Annotated in this window: 12 protein-coding genes and 2 tRNA genes; 8 read left to right on the top strand and 6 right to left on the bottom strand. The window is 35.5% G+C overall.

All coding sequences use genetic code 11. The annotated features are described in order from the left end of the window. Window positions 1-41: 41 nt before the first annotated feature. Entirely contained in the window at window positions 42-629 is a 588-nt protein-coding gene (locus AVJ19_RS03200; protein WP_111858365.1) for a DUF805 domain-containing protein, read from the bottom strand. Between the two features lie 276 nt (window positions 630-905). Between AVJ19_RS03200 and AVJ19_RS03195 the strand changes: the two genes are divergently transcribed. From AVJ19_RS03195 to AVJ19_RS03180, 4 genes are all read left to right on the top strand, one after another. Continuing rightward, entirely contained in the window at window positions 906-1,817 is a 912-nt protein-coding gene (locus AVJ19_RS03195) for a helix-turn-helix transcriptional regulator (RefSeq protein WP_111858364.1), read from the top strand. A gap of 86 nt (window positions 1,818-1,903) precedes the next feature. Continuing rightward, on the top strand, window positions 1,904-4,357 hold the full coding sequence (locus AVJ19_RS03190) for a dynamin family protein (RefSeq protein ID WP_162626526.1): 2,454 nt from the start codon (window positions 1,904-1,906) through the stop codon (window positions 4,355-4,357). Next, on the top strand, window positions 4,354-5,268 hold the full coding sequence (locus AVJ19_RS03185; protein WP_111858362.1) for a diguanylate cyclase regulator RdcB family protein: 915 nt from the start codon (window positions 4,354-4,356) through the stop codon (window positions 5,266-5,268). Before AVJ19_RS03190 ends, AVJ19_RS03185 begins: the two co-directional genes overlap by 4 nt. Further along, on the top strand, window positions 5,261-6,361 hold the full coding sequence (locus AVJ19_RS03180; RefSeq protein ID WP_162626525.1) for a patatin-like phospholipase family protein: 1,101 nt from the start codon (window positions 5,261-5,263) through the stop codon (window positions 6,359-6,361). Before AVJ19_RS03185 ends, AVJ19_RS03180 begins: the two co-directional genes overlap by 8 nt. 11 nt (window positions 6,362-6,372) lie before the next feature. On the opposite strand, the gene AVJ19_RS03175 is transcribed toward AVJ19_RS03180, so the two are convergent. The 4 genes from AVJ19_RS03175 to AVJ19_RS03160 all read right to left on the bottom strand — a co-directional run bounded on the left by AVJ19_RS03175 (window position 6,373) and on the right by AVJ19_RS03160 (window position 8,086). Next, window positions 6,373-7,104 carry a hypothetical protein gene (locus tag AVJ19_RS03175; RefSeq protein WP_111858360.1) on the bottom strand — a complete coding sequence of 244 codons (732 nt, stop codon included), beginning with the start codon at window positions 7,102-7,104 and terminating at the stop codon, window positions 6,373-6,375. Between the two features lie 124 nt (window positions 7,105-7,228). Continuing rightward, on the bottom strand, window positions 7,229-7,843 hold the full coding sequence (locus AVJ19_RS03170) for a hypothetical protein (RefSeq protein WP_111858359.1): 615 nt from the start codon (window positions 7,841-7,843) through the stop codon (window positions 7,229-7,231). Window positions 7,844-7,916: 73 nt separating this feature from the next. Further along, window positions 7,917-8,002: transfer RNA gene (locus tag AVJ19_RS03165), tRNA-Leu, on the bottom strand. Window positions 8,003-8,012: 10 nt separating this feature from the next. Then, window positions 8,013-8,086, bottom strand: a tRNA-Cys gene (locus AVJ19_RS03160). 152 nt (window positions 8,087-8,238) lie between these two features. On the opposite strand from AVJ19_RS03160, the gene folD reads away from it, so the two are divergent. After that, window positions 8,239-9,087 carry a bifunctional methylenetetrahydrofolate dehydrogenase/methenyltetrahydrofolate cyclohydrolase FolD gene (gene folD, locus AVJ19_RS03155; protein ID WP_111858358.1) on the top strand — a complete coding sequence of 283 codons (849 nt, stop codon included), beginning with the start codon at window positions 8,239-8,241 and terminating at the stop codon, window positions 9,085-9,087. A gap of 252 nt (window positions 9,088-9,339) precedes the next feature. Continuing rightward, window positions 9,340-10,008, top strand: a complete 669-nt coding sequence (locus AVJ19_RS03150; protein WP_111858357.1) for a class I SAM-dependent methyltransferase — start codon at window positions 9,340-9,342, stop codon at window positions 10,006-10,008. Window positions 10,009-10,388: 380 nt separating this feature from the next. Here AVJ19_RS03150 and yccS read toward each other — a convergent pair whose 3' ends face one another. Next, the gene (gene yccS, locus AVJ19_RS03145) at window positions 10,389-12,563 is read right to left on the bottom strand and encodes a YccS family putative transporter (protein WP_111858356.1); all 2,175 of its coding nucleotides are present in this window, start codon (window positions 12,561-12,563) and stop codon (window positions 10,389-10,391) included. Window positions 12,564-12,707: 144 nt separating this feature from the next. Between yccS and AVJ19_RS03140 the strand changes: the two genes are divergently transcribed. Together AVJ19_RS03140 and AVJ19_RS03135 are read left to right on the top strand one after the other, a co-directional pair. Beyond that, window positions 12,708-13,907: a multidrug effflux MFS transporter gene (locus tag AVJ19_RS03140; RefSeq protein WP_111858371.1), complete on the top strand. Its 1,200-nt coding sequence runs from the start codon at window positions 12,708-12,710 to the stop codon at window positions 13,905-13,907. 564 nt (window positions 13,908-14,471) lie between these two features. Beyond that, entirely contained in the window at window positions 14,472-15,716 is a 1,245-nt protein-coding gene (locus AVJ19_RS03135) for a DcaP family trimeric outer membrane transporter (RefSeq protein ID WP_111858355.1), read from the top strand. The last annotated feature ends 42 nt before the right edge of the window (window positions 15,717-15,758 follow it).

Genomic DNA, 15,758 nt, shown 5'->3' with positions numbered 1-15,758 from the left:
ATACACCACCAAAATTTTAAAATGGCACTTAGAGTAAAGAATTATTTAGCCGCTTCTCCATAGAGATTAGGTTGATTTTTTCCTTCGCTTGCAAACCAAATCATCAGTAAAATAAAGCCAATAATCGGGATTAAGGCAATAAGAAACCACCATCCAGAGCGCTCAGTATCATGTAAACGCCGTACACTCACTGCAAGGTCAGGCAATAACATAGCTATTGTAAATAAACCTGTAAAAATAACTTCTGTTTCTAAAACGGTATCAATAATCATCATTGCCAAAGTTAATAAGAACACAGCTAAACGGAAAAACCAATATTCTTTACGACGTGCTCGACCATTAAAATTAGCATAATTTTTCAGACATTTTATAAACCAATCCATAAATTGATATTGATCTTCAGTTTTGGTTTCAGTGTTGATTGGTGTTGTAGAATGCGTTGTTAATAGGTCTTTATAAACAGCAATCGCTTGATGTTTTTCATTGATATCAAAATCTACTTTTAAGCCTCGTTGCGGTGATATTTGTTCTTTCCATTCACTTCCAATAAATGTATATCGTTGCTGATCCTCACCTGAAATAATTCCGCTATTGGTTTGGATGGAGAAGTCTAAAATTGTACCTTTCATTTTTATACCTTTACTCAAAATACTTTTAGTTACATTGGAACGTATTTTTATTTTGGATAAAGAAAATGACAGCTTGTGTCAAAAGCATTTAAAAAATAAAAATATTTTCGCTTGATTAACGATTTCCTCATTTATAGAATGTTTTTATATATAGTGATTTTGTTATAAAAATATTTTTGGATTTATATAGAAATATTTTGAAAAATGACACCACTTGTCACAAATTAAAGTAAATATAGCACCTGAAAATAGTTGTGCATTGACCATAGTGAAAGTATGAAAAGTCGTACAGAAGAAATAAAAGGACACGAACGTTTAGCAGATCGTTTGGTTCAAATTTTAATTAAACTGAATGCCGGGGATGCCTTAGATATTGCGACATTGGCAGAAGAATTTAAAACGAGTCAACGTACGATTTTAAGAGATTTCGACAGATTTAGAGCGACTGGATTGGTCTTAGAAAAGGATAAAGAAACTAAAAAGATTCATTTATCTGTAAAGAGCTTGGGAAAGCTGAATATTAAAGATTTAAAAAGATTTGCTGATGTTTCTGGTGTGGCTGACTTATATCCAAGTTTAAATCCATCATTTTTAAAAGAATTGCTTGATCAACAAAATGCTCCTGTATATTCAGCAAAAGGCAATTTTTTTGAAGATGCTGTGCAGTTTAAATCTTTGTTTGACTCTATAAGTAAAGCAATTCAGGAATATAAACATATTGCATTTAATTACAATCATGAACCTCGTGTCGTGCAGCCTTATCGCCTGATTCATCATCATGGAAGTTGGTATTTGGCGGCTGTTCGTAAGCATCAGTTACGTACTTATCGTCTCAGTCGTATGACACAAAATTATGATCATCATGAGTTGTTGTCATTTAAACCTGATCCTGACGTTTTAGCGCAACTTGAAAATGAGAATAGTATCTGGTTTGGACAAGAAAAATCTGAAGTAGTGCTATCTGTACATGCTGATGTTGCAATGCATTTTAAGCAACGTGCATTGTTTCCTGAACAACAGATTGTCAAAGAGTTAAAGGATGGAGGTTTGCTTATTTCAAGTCAAATTAGCCATCAAAATCAAATTATGCCTTTGATTCGTTATTGGATTCCACATGTCAAAGTGGTGAATCCACAGCAAATGCAAAGTGAAATAGAGGTTGGTTTGAAAAAGTATTTGGGGTTGTAGTTTTTGAAAAATTACAAGTTTTAAATTTTAGAAACTTAAATGTATAAAAAATTATTGTGTTATTTAATTTATATTGAGGAATGATCATGGAAACCAATATCGCTTTATTGAATGGTTTGAAACAACAACTTCAAAAAGTACTTTTTAATCAACAACAACTTTTGGGGGAGTTAGAAAAAAACCATTTAGTTCCTGAATATGATGTTACAAAGCCATTAGTTCTTGATAGTAAGTCTGTGCCTGAAATGAAAAGTGTATTACAAGGTGAATACATTAAATTAGAAAAATTTGAAGTGGTGTTGGCTGTTGTTGGTACAATGAAAGCAGGAAAATCTACAACGATCAATGCAATCGTTGGGCGTGAAATATTACCAAATCGTAATCGTCCAATGACATCGTTGCCAACATTGATTGCACATGTAAAAGGACAAAAAGAGCCTATTCTAAGTTGTGATGTCAGTTCTATTAATGAATATATTGCAAAATTAAAAGTATTAAATTTAGTGCAATATGCTGAAGATGATCGTGTTTCGAGCTATCAGGAAATTTTAGAGTTAATTCAAAATATTCAAGCTGGCTATAAATTTAAAGAAGGTTATAAAGGTGAAGAAGCTATTTTTAGCTTTTTAGCACATTTAAATGATTTGGTGCGTTTATCACGAATTATTGTAGAAGATTATCCTGAATATGGTTTCCCATTCTCAGCTTATAAAGAAATCAATGCCTTGCCTCGAATCGAAGTCGAGTTTACAGAGTTAGCGCAACAAGAAGAACATTTGGGTAATTTGGTTTTACTTGATACTCCAGGACCGAATGAAGCAAATTTACCTGAATTAAAAGAAATTTTTGCTCAGCAACTGAAACGCAGTTCTGCTGTTATGGTGGTGATGGATTATACTCAGCTTAAATCACAAGCAGATGCAGATATTCGAGAAGAATTAGAGAAGTTACCTAAAATTGAAAAAGATCGACTTTTTGCTTTGGTCAATAAGTTTGATCAGAAAAATGCGAATGGTGATGATCAAGCGACAACTAAAAATATTGTGGCGAATGATTTGTTAAAAGGCAAAATTCATGCTGAAAATATTTATTGTATCTCAGCACAAGATGCTTTTTTAGCAACACGTATTCAAAATTATATTGAGTTAAATCAAGGTAAACCAAGTTTTGATGAGCTAGAGTGGGTGCAAGATTTTGCAAAAAAAGCTTTTGGTGAAATGGCAGAGCTTGTATGGGAAACCTTTGATGCAAATAAGGTTTTAGAGTTCAGTCGAAAAGTAGCGGAAAAGAGCAATATTGAATTACCTTTGATAAATATTATTCAAGAAAGTTATAAAAATGCACCTAAAATTGCGATGCAGTCAGCTTTGCGTGATGTGGATAGTATTTTTACTAGTGTCACAAATTATTTTAGTGTACATGGTCATTTTAATAAAGAATATCAAATGACAGAGGCAGAGCTAAAAAAAATCAAAGAGTCGTTAGTGAAATTAGAAAATGATAAAAAGCAATTAAAGGAATATGCAGCTAAATCTTTAACCGAGGTTGATAATGTAGTAAAAAAGTCGCAAGATGAGATTTCAAAGAAATTTAAAGATTTTGAAGAGCTGAGTCGTCCAACTCTAGTTACATATATAATAAATGCGGTGGATGAATTCAAGGCTAATAAACAAACTGCAATAGAAGAGAAGATAGGTAAAAGTGGTTTTGAAAAAATAGTTAAATTAGTAAAAATCAATGATAAATATGCAGAGGATAAGAGTACATTAAAAGCAGAATTAGATTCTTTAAACAATGCATTTAGATATGATGTCATTAAATTAGAAGCAGATAAAATGCGTGATTTGAGCGATTATTTAGATAAGAAAATTAAGGGATTGGCTTGTGAATATGAAAGCTCATTAACTGGTATTTTTCAGGATATTTTTCAGGAATTTAATGAGGTAGTCGAAGAAGTTAATACAGTTGTTATTGCAAATATTTCTAAAATTAGTCAAGAATTTGGTCAGGCTGGTATAGAGATTCAGCTTGTCCCATTAAAATTTGATTTTAAAAGTATTCAATCAACTATCCAGTTAAATCTGTCTGAAAACTCTAAAGAATCACATACATCTAGGCGTGTTGAGTCCACAAAGATTTTTGCAGGATTGAGACGTTGGTTTGGTGACAAGACTGGTAATAAAGACTGGGGGTATGAAATGAAAGAAATTAAATATTTAGAGATTAAACTTGGTACGATTATTAGTGAAATAGAAAAGAATTTTCTTCAATCTATAGCGAATCCAATGAAATTTGAATTAGAAAAAAGTCTTGTTTTATTTAATAATCAAACAAAAACTGACCTAGAAGCAATTACTTTACAGATTGAGGAATTGGTAAATGAGTTGCAAATAGCTTATGACGCAGAGCAACTGCCTTATGAACAAAAGAAAGTGCGTAAAGATCTAATGAATGATATTGAAACGACAAATAAATCGATTCAAATCGAAACTCAAACAATTAATAAATATTTACCTGAAGTTCTCGGAGATGTTGTATGAAACAAAGTTTTGAACAATTGCTCACTGAAAAAAAATCAGATGAATTTCAATTTTTAAATGAAAAGTTGATAGTAGATTTTGTAAATGGCATCAGTGTATCGCAAGATTTGCAAAAAGTGATTAAGAAGAGATCATCTCATAGAAACCGTTTTATGGATGCTGTTTCAGGTAAAGCACATTTAAGACAAGCACACTTAAATGATCATGTCATCTCGGGCTTGCAAGCTTGTGAGGGGTGGTTAAAAACTTTATCGCAGAATGTGAATGAGCATTCAGTTGCAATCTCACAAATTTCGAGTTCATTGAGTAAAACACAACAACATTTGGCAAAAGTTACAGATGTAGTGATTGATATTCGTGAGCAAGTAAATTTACTGAGTTTACATACACAAGATTTAATTCAGGATGTTCAAGTTCTCAAGTCATCTGATGCAGCTAAAACACAACTAGATTTGGTTTTTTCATCATGGGAGGCAGGTGACTTTAATCATTATTCAATTATTTCAAAATCTTATATTGCTTTGGATAATTTGTATTGGGGAAATTTCTCTAAAGTCACAAATTTTCCAAACAAAGATGAATATTTTAAATTATTGAGAAATAAGTTAATTATTCAATTAAAGAAAGAGTTTTCTATATCAAAGGAAAATCAAATTATTCCACGTGAACAATGGTTGTGCAGCGATAAGAAAAAATCTGATGATATTGAGTTAATTGAATATATGGGGGATTGGAGTTTGGTTAAACCATCCATTGCACCAAATGCTTTTTTAGCGACTCAATGGGAAACATTAGATGAACAAGAATTAGTTAAGCCTGAGATTAAGCACTTGCCTTTCCATATTGCGGATATTGCAACTGTTGCCGATAGTATGATTAATGAGTTTTTTAAGGTGCGTTCACATGGCTAAATTGGGAATCGTGTTATCAGGTGGTGGAGCAAAAGGTGCATATCATGTTGGTGTGTTGAAAGCCATACAAGAACTTGGTTTAGAAATCGATATGTTAGCGGGGGCAAGTATTGGTGCTTTAAATGGTGCAGTACTATTATCAGCAGATAATTTTGATCAAGGCATTTCTCATCTAGATCAGCTTTGGGATAAATTACCTCAAATAAAACCGATCCAAATGAAAGGTTTTGAAAATTTAAAAGAGCATATAGGGTTTAATAAAAAATTAGATGCTGGAGCTTATATTAGTTTACTTCTTGCTTCAGGTTTAAGATTGGCAACACCTATAGGTTGGGTGCCCGCTTTATTAGGTGTTTTATTTAATCGCCTAGAAGTTAAATCGGTTGAGGGTTTTTGTAAGCATGAGCCACTCACTGAAATGATGCAAGAATTTCTGAATTTAGAAAAATTGAAATCTGCAATTCCATTTTATATTTCGACTTATAAAATTAAAGACAGGGAAGCTGCTTTAGCTAATTTCTTTGAATCTTTAAGTTCCATTAAGGATTTTGTAAAAGCAGAGTTTTTAGGGATAGATAATCAATATTCTGAGTTTTATAAAATACAAAATTTAAGCCCTGAGGATCAGAAAAAATTTATTTTAGCATCAGCAGCTTTACCTTTAATTTTTCAGCCAGAGCAAGATGCACAAGGTAATCGGTTTGTGGATGGTGGATTAGGTGGAGCATTAAAAGCACAGGGGAATACGCCTATTACGCCATTAGTTGATGCAGGATGTACACATATTATTGTTGTGCATTTAGATCATGGTGCATTATGGCACCGTCATGATTTTCCTGATGTAAATATTCTTGAGATACGACCTGATCAGCAATTGGGTTTAAATTTTAAGAACTTATTAGATTTTTCAGAAGAAAGTGTAACTTTACTTCGCAAGCAAGGTTATGTTGATGCTAAAAAAGAATTAAATAGATTTATTGAGGCTTTTGGATTAATTTCAGACTTAAGTAGAAATAGAGCCCAAACATTGAAAAGTTTAGATCAATTATCAAAATCAGAAAGTGATTTAGATGATGTGATGAAACGTTTATAGACTTTTCTACATCACATCAAACTATCCATATATTCGTCCAAGTCGATAAATTTATATGACTTGGACATGTCATTTTCATATTTTAAAAGTTGTAAGTGAAGCTCTAAATATTGTGCAAGTTGGGTTTGTGTTTGCTGTGCTTTGGCAGAATTTTTACTTAAATATTTGAGTTTGGATTTCGCCTTTAAAGCTTGCTTATACGACCAAAAACAGGCACGGCGCACTTGTTGTAATTGATAATAATCGACATTGCTGGTGTTTTCCCTAAACATATTTTCTTTATAAAATTTGACAAAGCCGAAGCTCAAAGCAAAAAAGAACAATACACCTTGTAAAAACATACTTTGAATAAAGGCAATATTGAGGGTTTGTAAAATAATAATCACTGCCAGTTTAAGTGGAATATTTTTAAATTGCAGATATAAATGTGTAGAGCTATGCTTAATTTGTTTAATAATGATTGGCACGATCAGCATAAAAAACAACATAATAATTAATATTGCAATGCCTTTGGCTTGTGTGGCATCAAATTGTTGAAAATTTGCCTCTATATAATGACCTAGCACAAAATCAATGCTGACAAAAATCATCGCAGCAAGTACCCAAGGAATAAATTCACGTAATTCGTCCAAAACCCCTTTAGTTTTAATTTGACTATAAAATAAATAGTTGCGCTTAAATGCTTGCGGATATTTTTTCTGTAATTGCTGTAAATAAATAGAAACTTGTTGGGGTGTGCTCATATTCGTCATGGAGAATTACAATCTATTGATTGCAAGCTCTTATCAAATCACAAAATTTAAAAATTACAGCATTGTACGTGCTAATCAGAATTCTGATCAAGACTACAATGCTGTGTTTGTCTGTTTAATTTTGAGCGGAGCATGCGGGCGAGGGTGTTTTGAGCAACTCTGCGTAACGGTTATTAAAGTGAAATTCATTTGACAATACAGGCTTTGCATTTTGCTGAGTAGATAATTCATCACTTAGCCATATTTTCACAGTGAATGATTTTGCTTGATAAAAAGCCGTTTTAAATTTTTCAAATTGAGTTGAGTTTGTATCTTGAAACGGATTCATAAAGCTATGTTGATCTAATATAAATTCAGCCTCTCCAAAACCATCGCTTTTTGAAGTCAAAACATCAACGCCATCACGGTCTTCGAGTAGAAAGAAAGGGTGTTCATTGGAGTGTGAACAGTTTAGAGACATGGTGATCCGAGATTGATCAGTATTAATATTTAAAGTAAAACCACGATCAATGCTATCGAAAAAAATTAAATTCCATTGCTGTTTAGGGAGTACAGGGATGAGATTGTCTTCAGGTTTTAAATGAGGAAAATCTTTCTTTACATCAAAAGTATTTTTATTTGTTGCTTTTAATGATGTTTGGACTGATTCAGTGGCTATATTGTTCTGTTGGCAAGCAGAGAATAGTGTCGATGAAAACACAAGTGAAATAGCAATAATATTATTCTTCATGTAATTAAATTTCAGACATAAAAAAACCAGCATAATGCTGGAATTTTTGCTACACCATCTTAGTTTTGTAAAATGGTGCCCGAGGCCAGACTCGAACTGGCACGCTTTGTGGGCGGGGGATTTTAAATCCCCTGTGTCTACCGATTTCACCACTCGGGCTTAACAAGATTGGAGGTAGGAGCCGGAATCGAACCGGCATTTACGGAGTTGCAGTCCGCTGCATCGCCATTCTGCCATCCCACCATCTCTTGGTGATGCACATATTAGCAATCTTTAAAAAAAAAACAATACTTATGTCAATGTGGATGCACATAATTTCGGCATATAGAATAAAATAGTCAAAATAATCATGTATTATGTGCGAAATTGATTCATATCTACCTTGGAGATGCACCGTGGCATTAGTTTTAGATGGTCGTGCGTTGGCAAAACAAATTGAAGCTGACTTGTTGGTACGCGTAGAAGCGTTAAAAGCAAAAACAGGTCGTACCCCAATTCTTGCAACGATTTTGGTCGGTGATGATGGCGCATCTGCGACTTATGTACGTATGAAAGGCAATGCATGTCGTCGTGTGGGTATGGATTCTTTAAAAGTTGAATTGCCAACAGAAACGACAACTGAGCAGTTGTTGGCTGAAATTGAAAAATTAAATGCCAATCCTGATGTGCACGGTATTCTGTTACAGCATCCAGTGCCTGCACAAATTGATGAACGTGCTTGTTTTGATGCGATTTCACTTGCGAAAGATGTAGACGGTGTAACTTGCCTTGGTTTTGGCCGTATGGCGATGGGTGAGGCTGCATACGGTTCTGCAACACCTGCAGGGATCATGACCATTCTAAAAGAACACAACATTGAAATTGCAGGCAAGCATGCGGTGGTTGTGGGTCGTTCTGCGATTTTGGGTAAACCCATGGCGGCAATGTTGCTTGAAGCCAATGCAACAGTAACGATTTGCCACAGCCGTACTCAAGATTTGGCGAGCTTTGTGAAGCAAGCGGATATTATTGTGGGTGCAGTAGGTAAGGCTGAATTGATCCAAAAAGATTGGATTAAACAAGGCGCAGTAGTTGTAGATGCTGGTTTCCATCCTCGTGATGGCGGTGGTGTGGGTGATATCCAATTGGTTGGTATTGAAGATATTGCTTCTGCATATACACCTGTTCCAGGTGGTGTAGGTCCGATGACGATTACGACTTTGATTCGTCAGACTGTAGAAGCTGCTGAAAAAGAACTGAGTTAATTTTCTAAAAAAGTCACGACGGAGTCTTACTGTTACGACTTTTAATGTAAGAAGCTCGAATGTTACTTTTCTTTCGGGAAAAGTAACCAAAACCATTTGTCATCTGCTGAACTCGTCATATTCTGGTTTTAAATCTGAAATGTCGCAGAAACAGTTTGAAATAAATTTAGGGTTACCTCAAACAGCAGCAGATGACGTGGTTGCGTATCAAATACATTTATAAGTTCAAATAAAATTTCTTTAAGGCTTACTATGAGCTGTACATTTCAACTTCAAAAATCCCCCCAACACTTACTCGATGCCTTGCATGAAGTAATCCCTCAGTGTGAGCTGATGGCACAACAATTGCCTGAAACGCCAATTTCACTATGGCTGATTCCCCCTGTATTTCCAACGGATCGCTTGGATGACGAAGTCATTCGCCGTATCTGGAATGATACGCCGTATTGGATTTTCTGTTGGGCATCAGGTTTGGCAATGGCACAATGGCTATTGGCTGAACCTCATCATGTCAAAGACAAAGTGGTGTTGGACTTTGGCGCAGGCTCAGGTGTAGTTGCCATTGCAGCGAAAATAGCAGGTGCAAAACGTGTGATTTGCTGTGATATTGACCAAGTCAGTTTGGATGCATGTCGTGAAAATGCCTTGCTTAATGATGTTGAACTTGAATATTTGGATGATCTGTATAAAGCAGAACAAGTCGATGTATTATTGGCCGCAGATGTTTTATATGATCAATGTAATCGCTTTTTCTTGGATGAGTTTTTAAAATTTGCCCCTGAAGTGTGGGTAGCAGACAGTCGGGTGAAAAACTTCAGTCATCCGCATTATCAAAAGCTGGATGAGCGCAGTGCCACAACCTGGCCTGATTTGGATGAAGCCAAAGAGTTTCGCAATGTAAGTTTTTACAAGACGCTATAAAAAAGCGTCTTTTTTATGACCAAAATCCTTGTTAGATTGCCAAGGTGCACATTGTTGTGACCTAGCAATACATTTAAATCATCAATAACATTAAGATTAAATATGAAGCGTAAAATTGTGGGTTACAGCGACTAATGCTGATCAGTTAAGCAAAATTATTTGAAAAATTCCTAAAATCTCCCCTAACCCTGAACCATATATGGTGCAAGGAAAAAGAGGGGAACTTCTTGTAACTAAAATGATTTTTAGTAATGAAAAGCCCCCTCCTTTGGAAAAAGGTGAGGAACATGTTCCGCAAGGGGAGGATTCAAAAATCCTTAACTGACTGGCATTAGTTACAGCCACATCATTTTGAACAAAAAACAGGAGTCTCTATAGCATTAGAGCGAAGCAAGTTCAGTGGATTGATCATCACGCTCATGGCTTAAACTTTGCTTCAAGGTACTGAGTTGTTTCAAAATGCTAAACATTAATGATAACTGCTGTAAAATGATCAAGGCTTTTGCTGAGTCCTGATCTGACTGATTTAAACGCAAACGAATGGTTTGCAACATATTATGTGCTGTCAAATCAGGCATTTCATCCCTTAATAGTGCACCTTTGATATCATCAAGTGCCTGATCTAATAAATTTAAAATCTCAATATCATCAATTTTTTCACGGTGTGCACCGAGTGCTGCGATATAACTTAAAAAAGTATGATTTAAACATAAAAATTCGAAAGCCAAAGTTTTTTGCGTTGGATCAAAATCAGGCTCAGTGGCTAACGTGGAAATAAGCGAGGCAACATCGGCATCCGTATTATGCGCAGCTCGGCGGACAATACGATAATTCAGTGCATTATTGCGACCATGATGATATTGATTCACAACATCAGCTAAATATTGACATTGAGACTCTAAAGAACGGTTGATGGTGCGTGGTAAGTGACGGAATTTCCAATCGGGGAAAATAAAAGTCACACCAAACCACGCAAAAGCACAACCAATTACAGTATCAATAAGGCGGGGCAATGCTGCCTCAAAACCTAAACCATCTAGATTGAAATTAATTAATGCTAAAATGGTAATAAAAGCAGTGGCTTGAGCATATTGTTTACTGCGTAGATCAAAAAATAATACTCCACTAAGGATCAATATGATCAATTGACCTTCAAGTGTTTGTACATAAAGCAAAATGATATAGCCAACGATAATTCCTGCCAAAGTACCAATAATTCGCAAGCGCAAACGGCGTTTGGTGGCGTTAAAATTCGGTTGGCTGACAAAAAGTGCAGTAAGTAAGACCCAATAACCATATTCAATTTGGGTAATTTGCACAAAAACATAGCCAATAAATAGCACTATAGACACCCGAATCGCATGGCGGAACAAGACAGATTCAGGGGTTAAATGTTGTTTAATACGACTGAAAATATCATCCCAACCTTTTAAATCATCATCTTTCAGTTGGTTTTCGATTTGCTTGCTTTGGTCATATTTGATATGTCGTTCAGTTTCAACATTCTGTAGCTGTGCATCAATAGATTTTAAATTTTGATATAAGGAAAATAAGGCGTTGATCCAAATCTGATCATAATTTTGTTCTGAGCGTAGTCGATCAAGTGATTGTCTTAAATTCTTAAATGCGTGGCTAAAACGCACATTATGCTGATAGGTATTGCGATTTAGAATGCTATCACTTAAGTCCTTACAAGCTTTACCTTGCAGGGATAAAATTCGTTGGAAGCGAAATAGAATATCACTGTGTTCAAATATTTTCGCTAATTTTTGATAATCAATATGTGCCGAATCTGCTCGTTCATGAATATCTTGTGCTACAAAATAGTATTGTAAACTACGGCGTGTATCTCGTTGTCCTCGGTCACCTTTTAAGCGGGTGAGGAGGGCAGTTTTCATATCGTTGAAAATGCCGATTAATTTACCATTTTCCATAGATAAGTTAATCATACTATCTTGATAACTGTCAGCAGTCATATCGACATCAAACAGATTGGATTTGGCAAATAGAAAATCACCTAAAGACGAGTAGCATTGTGAAAGTTTATCTTGTACTTGGCGCACAGGAAATAGTAAAAAACTAATGGTTGAAATCAGTCCATACCATGCAGCGCCAATGACCAATAAACTGGGTTGCATATACCATGTGTCAAATAAATGTACACCGAGCATTGAGTACACAGAGATGACCAAGCAGCCATACGAAATCGTGGCATAACGCCGCCCCAATGAACCCAGTAAAATCCAACAAATACAAGAAATAATTAACCCAAATGCAAAAAAGATTGGGTAGGGAAATAATAACGTGACAGATGCTGCGGTGACAAAAAAGCCAATATAGGTATAGATCAAATTCATGATACGAACAGAAAAGCGATCATCAATATCGCTCAAACCTGCAGCAACGACACCTAAAGTTAAAGGAATCGTCATGAGCTGTTGATCTAAAAAATACGGTACAAAAGCCGTCCCTGCAAAAGCAATAATCATGCGGATGTTATACATGACACTGGTATTATATGTTGCTTTTTTAAGCCGATTCAGCCAAGTATTCAAACCTATTCCTTATAAAGTCTGTATGGGGCGAGCCTGAAAATAATCAAAAGATAACATGTGAAATTTCAATTAATCAGCAATAGAAATAATACAATGCAAGCGTTACACTTGTCTGCATTTCCTCCGATTAAATTCATACTTTCTATGTCTCAACAACAGGTCAAACCGCAATATTCGACGGGCTGGATTTTACTGCTGGCACTTTTTACATCGCTTGGACCGTTGTCAATCGACATGTATTTACCTGCTTTGCCACAAATGGCACAAGACTTTAATGTATCTACACAACAAGTGGCGAATTCATTGCCTGCATATTTCTTTGGTTTGGCTGTAGGACAGTTGATTTATGGACCAATCAGTGATCGTATCGGGCGCAAAAAACCGTTGTATTTTGGAATGACACTGTTTGCCTGTGCAAGTTTGCTCTGTGTTTTAGCCAATGATCAATGGTCATTGATTGCAGCACGTGTGTTGCAAGCGCTTGGAGGTTGTGTAGGCGTAGTGATGGCACGTGCAGCGATTCGAGATAAACTTGATATACAAGGTTCAGCACAAGCTTTTGCCAGTATGATGATCGTGATGGGGATTGCACCTGTACTTGCACCGACATTTGGTGCATGGATTTTATACTTTTTTGAATGGCATTATGTTTTTATTGTTTTGATGCTGATCGGTTTCTTTTGTTTGGCGTGTGTACATTTTTTCTTTGAAGAAACATTACCTGAAGAGCGCCGTTTAAAATTGAATGCGGGGCAAGTACTACAACTGTATGCCACAATTTTTAAAGACCGTAGTTTTTATTTGCCTATGCTTGCAGGTTGTTTAACGGGTGCAGCACTTTTTGCTTATATTGGCTCAGCATCTGCGGTTTTGATGGATCAATATCATTTGAATGAACAGCAGTTTGCCTATGCATTTGGTTTTAATGCTTTGGGTATCATGTTTGTGTCATTTTTAAATAAAAAATTAGCAAATAAATTTTCTGTCGTGCAGCGTTTACAGCTAGGTGGATTGAATCAAATCTTTGGTTCAGTTGTGATTGTGATTTCAGGTCTTTTGGTTGATGTGCCACTTTGGATCGTGATGGTGGGTTTATTTTTAACTGTTTCAGGTATTGGTTTTACAGGTCCAAATGCAATGGCATTGGCAATGTCAAAACAAGGTGAGCGTGCGGGAACAGCCAGTGCGATTATGGGAAGTACTCAATTTGCCTGTGGTTTGATCGGGGGGATTTTACTGAATTTCTTAGTCTTCAATCATGTCCTAAATATGGGGATTTTAATGCTTGGTTTTACTGTGGCAGGTGGTGTGGCGATTTGGCTGGTTAAAAAAGAATTGCAATGAGAAATGCCGTAATACAAGCCCATTTCATCTGATTATAAAGTGCCAATTTGAGTATTATTTTCATTTTGGCATATTTGATTTTAAACTTTACAAATCATTGGATGGCATGGGTAAATCTAACAAATTGTGACAAACATTCATAAAATATCCATTATTTTTTGTTAATTGTGTCGGAAAAGTGATAGACATTAGTCTTAGTGATAAAATTGCTATTCTTCATTTTAAATCATAAATGTAAGAATATATAACAAAAATTGAAAAGTTAATCTAAAATAAGAATTGAAAATACATTGTTATTCGGTAAAACTGATTTTAATAAAGCCATTAAGTTAAGATAGATTACAGATGTGTTATTCTTTTACACATAATGTTACTTTTATGTTTTAACCTAAGTTTCAACGCTTTCATAATTTAACAAAAAAGCAGAAGTGCAGGTTTAGAGGGGGTAGTAAATCATATTACTACACACAACAAACAGAAACATTGGTTGTATCAACATTTTAGAGGGGTGATTCAGCCAATTTTGTACGGATGCAGCACACAATTAAGACTAGGAGTTTTTTCATGAGTCGATTCCTCAGCAGTAAAACATTTGTTTTGAAGAGCTTAGCCCTAACTGTAACCGCATTGATGGTTACAACAGCCAACGCAGCAACATCTGATCAAGAGGAAATTAAACAACTTCGTCAAGAAGTTGAAGCTTTGAAATCATTAGTACAACAGCAACAACAAGTACAACAGCAGCAACAAGTCAGATTACAAGAAGTTGCAGCACAGCCTGCTGCACCACAGTCACCTTTAGCATCGTTAAAATCAAAAACTGGTGCTGATGTAAATCTTTATGGTTTTATTCGTGCGGATGCGGAATATCAATTTAAAGGTGGTCCAAATGGTATTTTTAACGATATTAACCGTGTGGACTTAAAAGGTGATGCAAACGAAGATAAATTTTATAGTACAGCAGCAACTTCACGTATTGGCTTAGACTTTAAAGCACCCGTACAAGGTGCGGATGTTGGCGGTAAAATCGAAATTGATTTCCGTGGCTCAAGTGATACGGTTCGTATTCGTCATGCATATTTAAACTATAATAATTGGTTAATTGGTCAAACGACATCATCATTCTTATCAACTGATACCCAACCAGAAATGATGGATTTTAACTCACCACTCGGGATCGGAACTAAACGTACACCAATGGTACGTTATAGCGATAAACTAGATGCAAATACTCAGTATTTCGTTGGTCTTGAAAAAGGGCGTGATGAAAACCGCTTACCTGCTGCAACTGCAAAAATCAGCCATAAAGTCGGTGACACTGCATTACTTACAGGTCGTGCTTTGATTCAAGAAGTACGTGGACGTGCAGCAGATGATGCGACTGAGTTTGGTTGGGGCGTTGGTTTAGGTGCGAAACTGAATCTTGCAGAACAGCTGACGGTATTCGGTGATTATTCACATGTAAAAGGTGATAACTTCTTCTTATTATATACAGACAACCCATATAAAGTTGAAGATAACAACAAAGATATCGATTTAACAGATATTGATGCAGTGACTGTAGGTGCAACTTATAAAATCACACCTAAACTACGTAGTACGATTGGTTATGGTGCAGCATTTTATGATGACAGCACTTTAGGCAAAGATGCGAATGAAAAGTTACAACAAGGTTGGTTAAACGTAATGTATAGCCCAGTGAAACCGATTACTTTTGGTACAGAATATGTCTATGGTGAGCGTGAAACTGTTGGCGGTGAAAAAGGTCGTGATAGCCGTTTAGGTGTGATGGCGAAATATGATTTCTAATTAACTATGTGTGATTAGATCAACAAAACAGGAACGTGATGA

The sequence above is a fragment of the Acinetobacter sp. CFCC 10889 genome (assembly GCF_003268395.1).
Classification (GTDB): domain Bacteria; phylum Pseudomonadota; class Gammaproteobacteria; order Pseudomonadales; family Moraxellaceae; genus Acinetobacter.
This window is presented reverse-complemented; position numbering and strand designations above follow the sequence as displayed.

Bases quoted from the DNA above. Each gene is read 5' to 3' on its own strand.
- AVJ19_RS03200 (WP_111858365.1), bottom strand. From the start codon at position 629: ATGAAAGGTACAATTTTAGACTTCTCCATCCAAACCAATAGCGGAATT.
- AVJ19_RS03195 (WP_111858364.1), top strand. From the start codon at position 906: ATGAAAAGTCGTACAGAAGAAATAAAAGGACACGAACGTTTAGCAGAT.
- AVJ19_RS03190 (WP_162626526.1), top strand. From the start codon at position 1,904: ATGGAAACCAATATCGCTTTATTGAATGGTTTGAAACAACAACTTCAA.
- AVJ19_RS03185 (WP_111858362.1), top strand. From the start codon at position 4,354: ATGAAACAAAGTTTTGAACAATTGCTCACTGAAAAAAAATCAGATGAA.
- AVJ19_RS03180 (WP_162626525.1), top strand. From the start codon at position 5,261: ATGGCTAAATTGGGAATCGTGTTATCAGGTGGTGGAGCAAAAGGTGCA.
- AVJ19_RS03175 (WP_111858360.1), bottom strand. From the start codon at position 7,104: ATGAGCACACCCCAACAAGTTTCTATTTATTTACAGCAATTACAGAAA.
- AVJ19_RS03170 (WP_111858359.1), bottom strand. From the start codon at position 7,843: ATGAAGAATAATATTATTGCTATTTCACTTGTGTTTTCATCGACACTA.
- AVJ19_RS03150 (WP_111858357.1), top strand. From the start codon at position 9,340: ATGAGCTGTACATTTCAACTTCAAAAATCCCCCCAACACTTACTCGAT.
- AVJ19_RS03140 (WP_111858371.1), top strand. From the start codon at position 12,708: ATGTCTCAACAACAGGTCAAACCGCAATATTCGACGGGCTGGATTTTA.
- AVJ19_RS03135 (WP_111858355.1), top strand. From the start codon at position 14,472: ATGAGTCGATTCCTCAGCAGTAAAACATTTGTTTTGAAGAGCTTAGCC.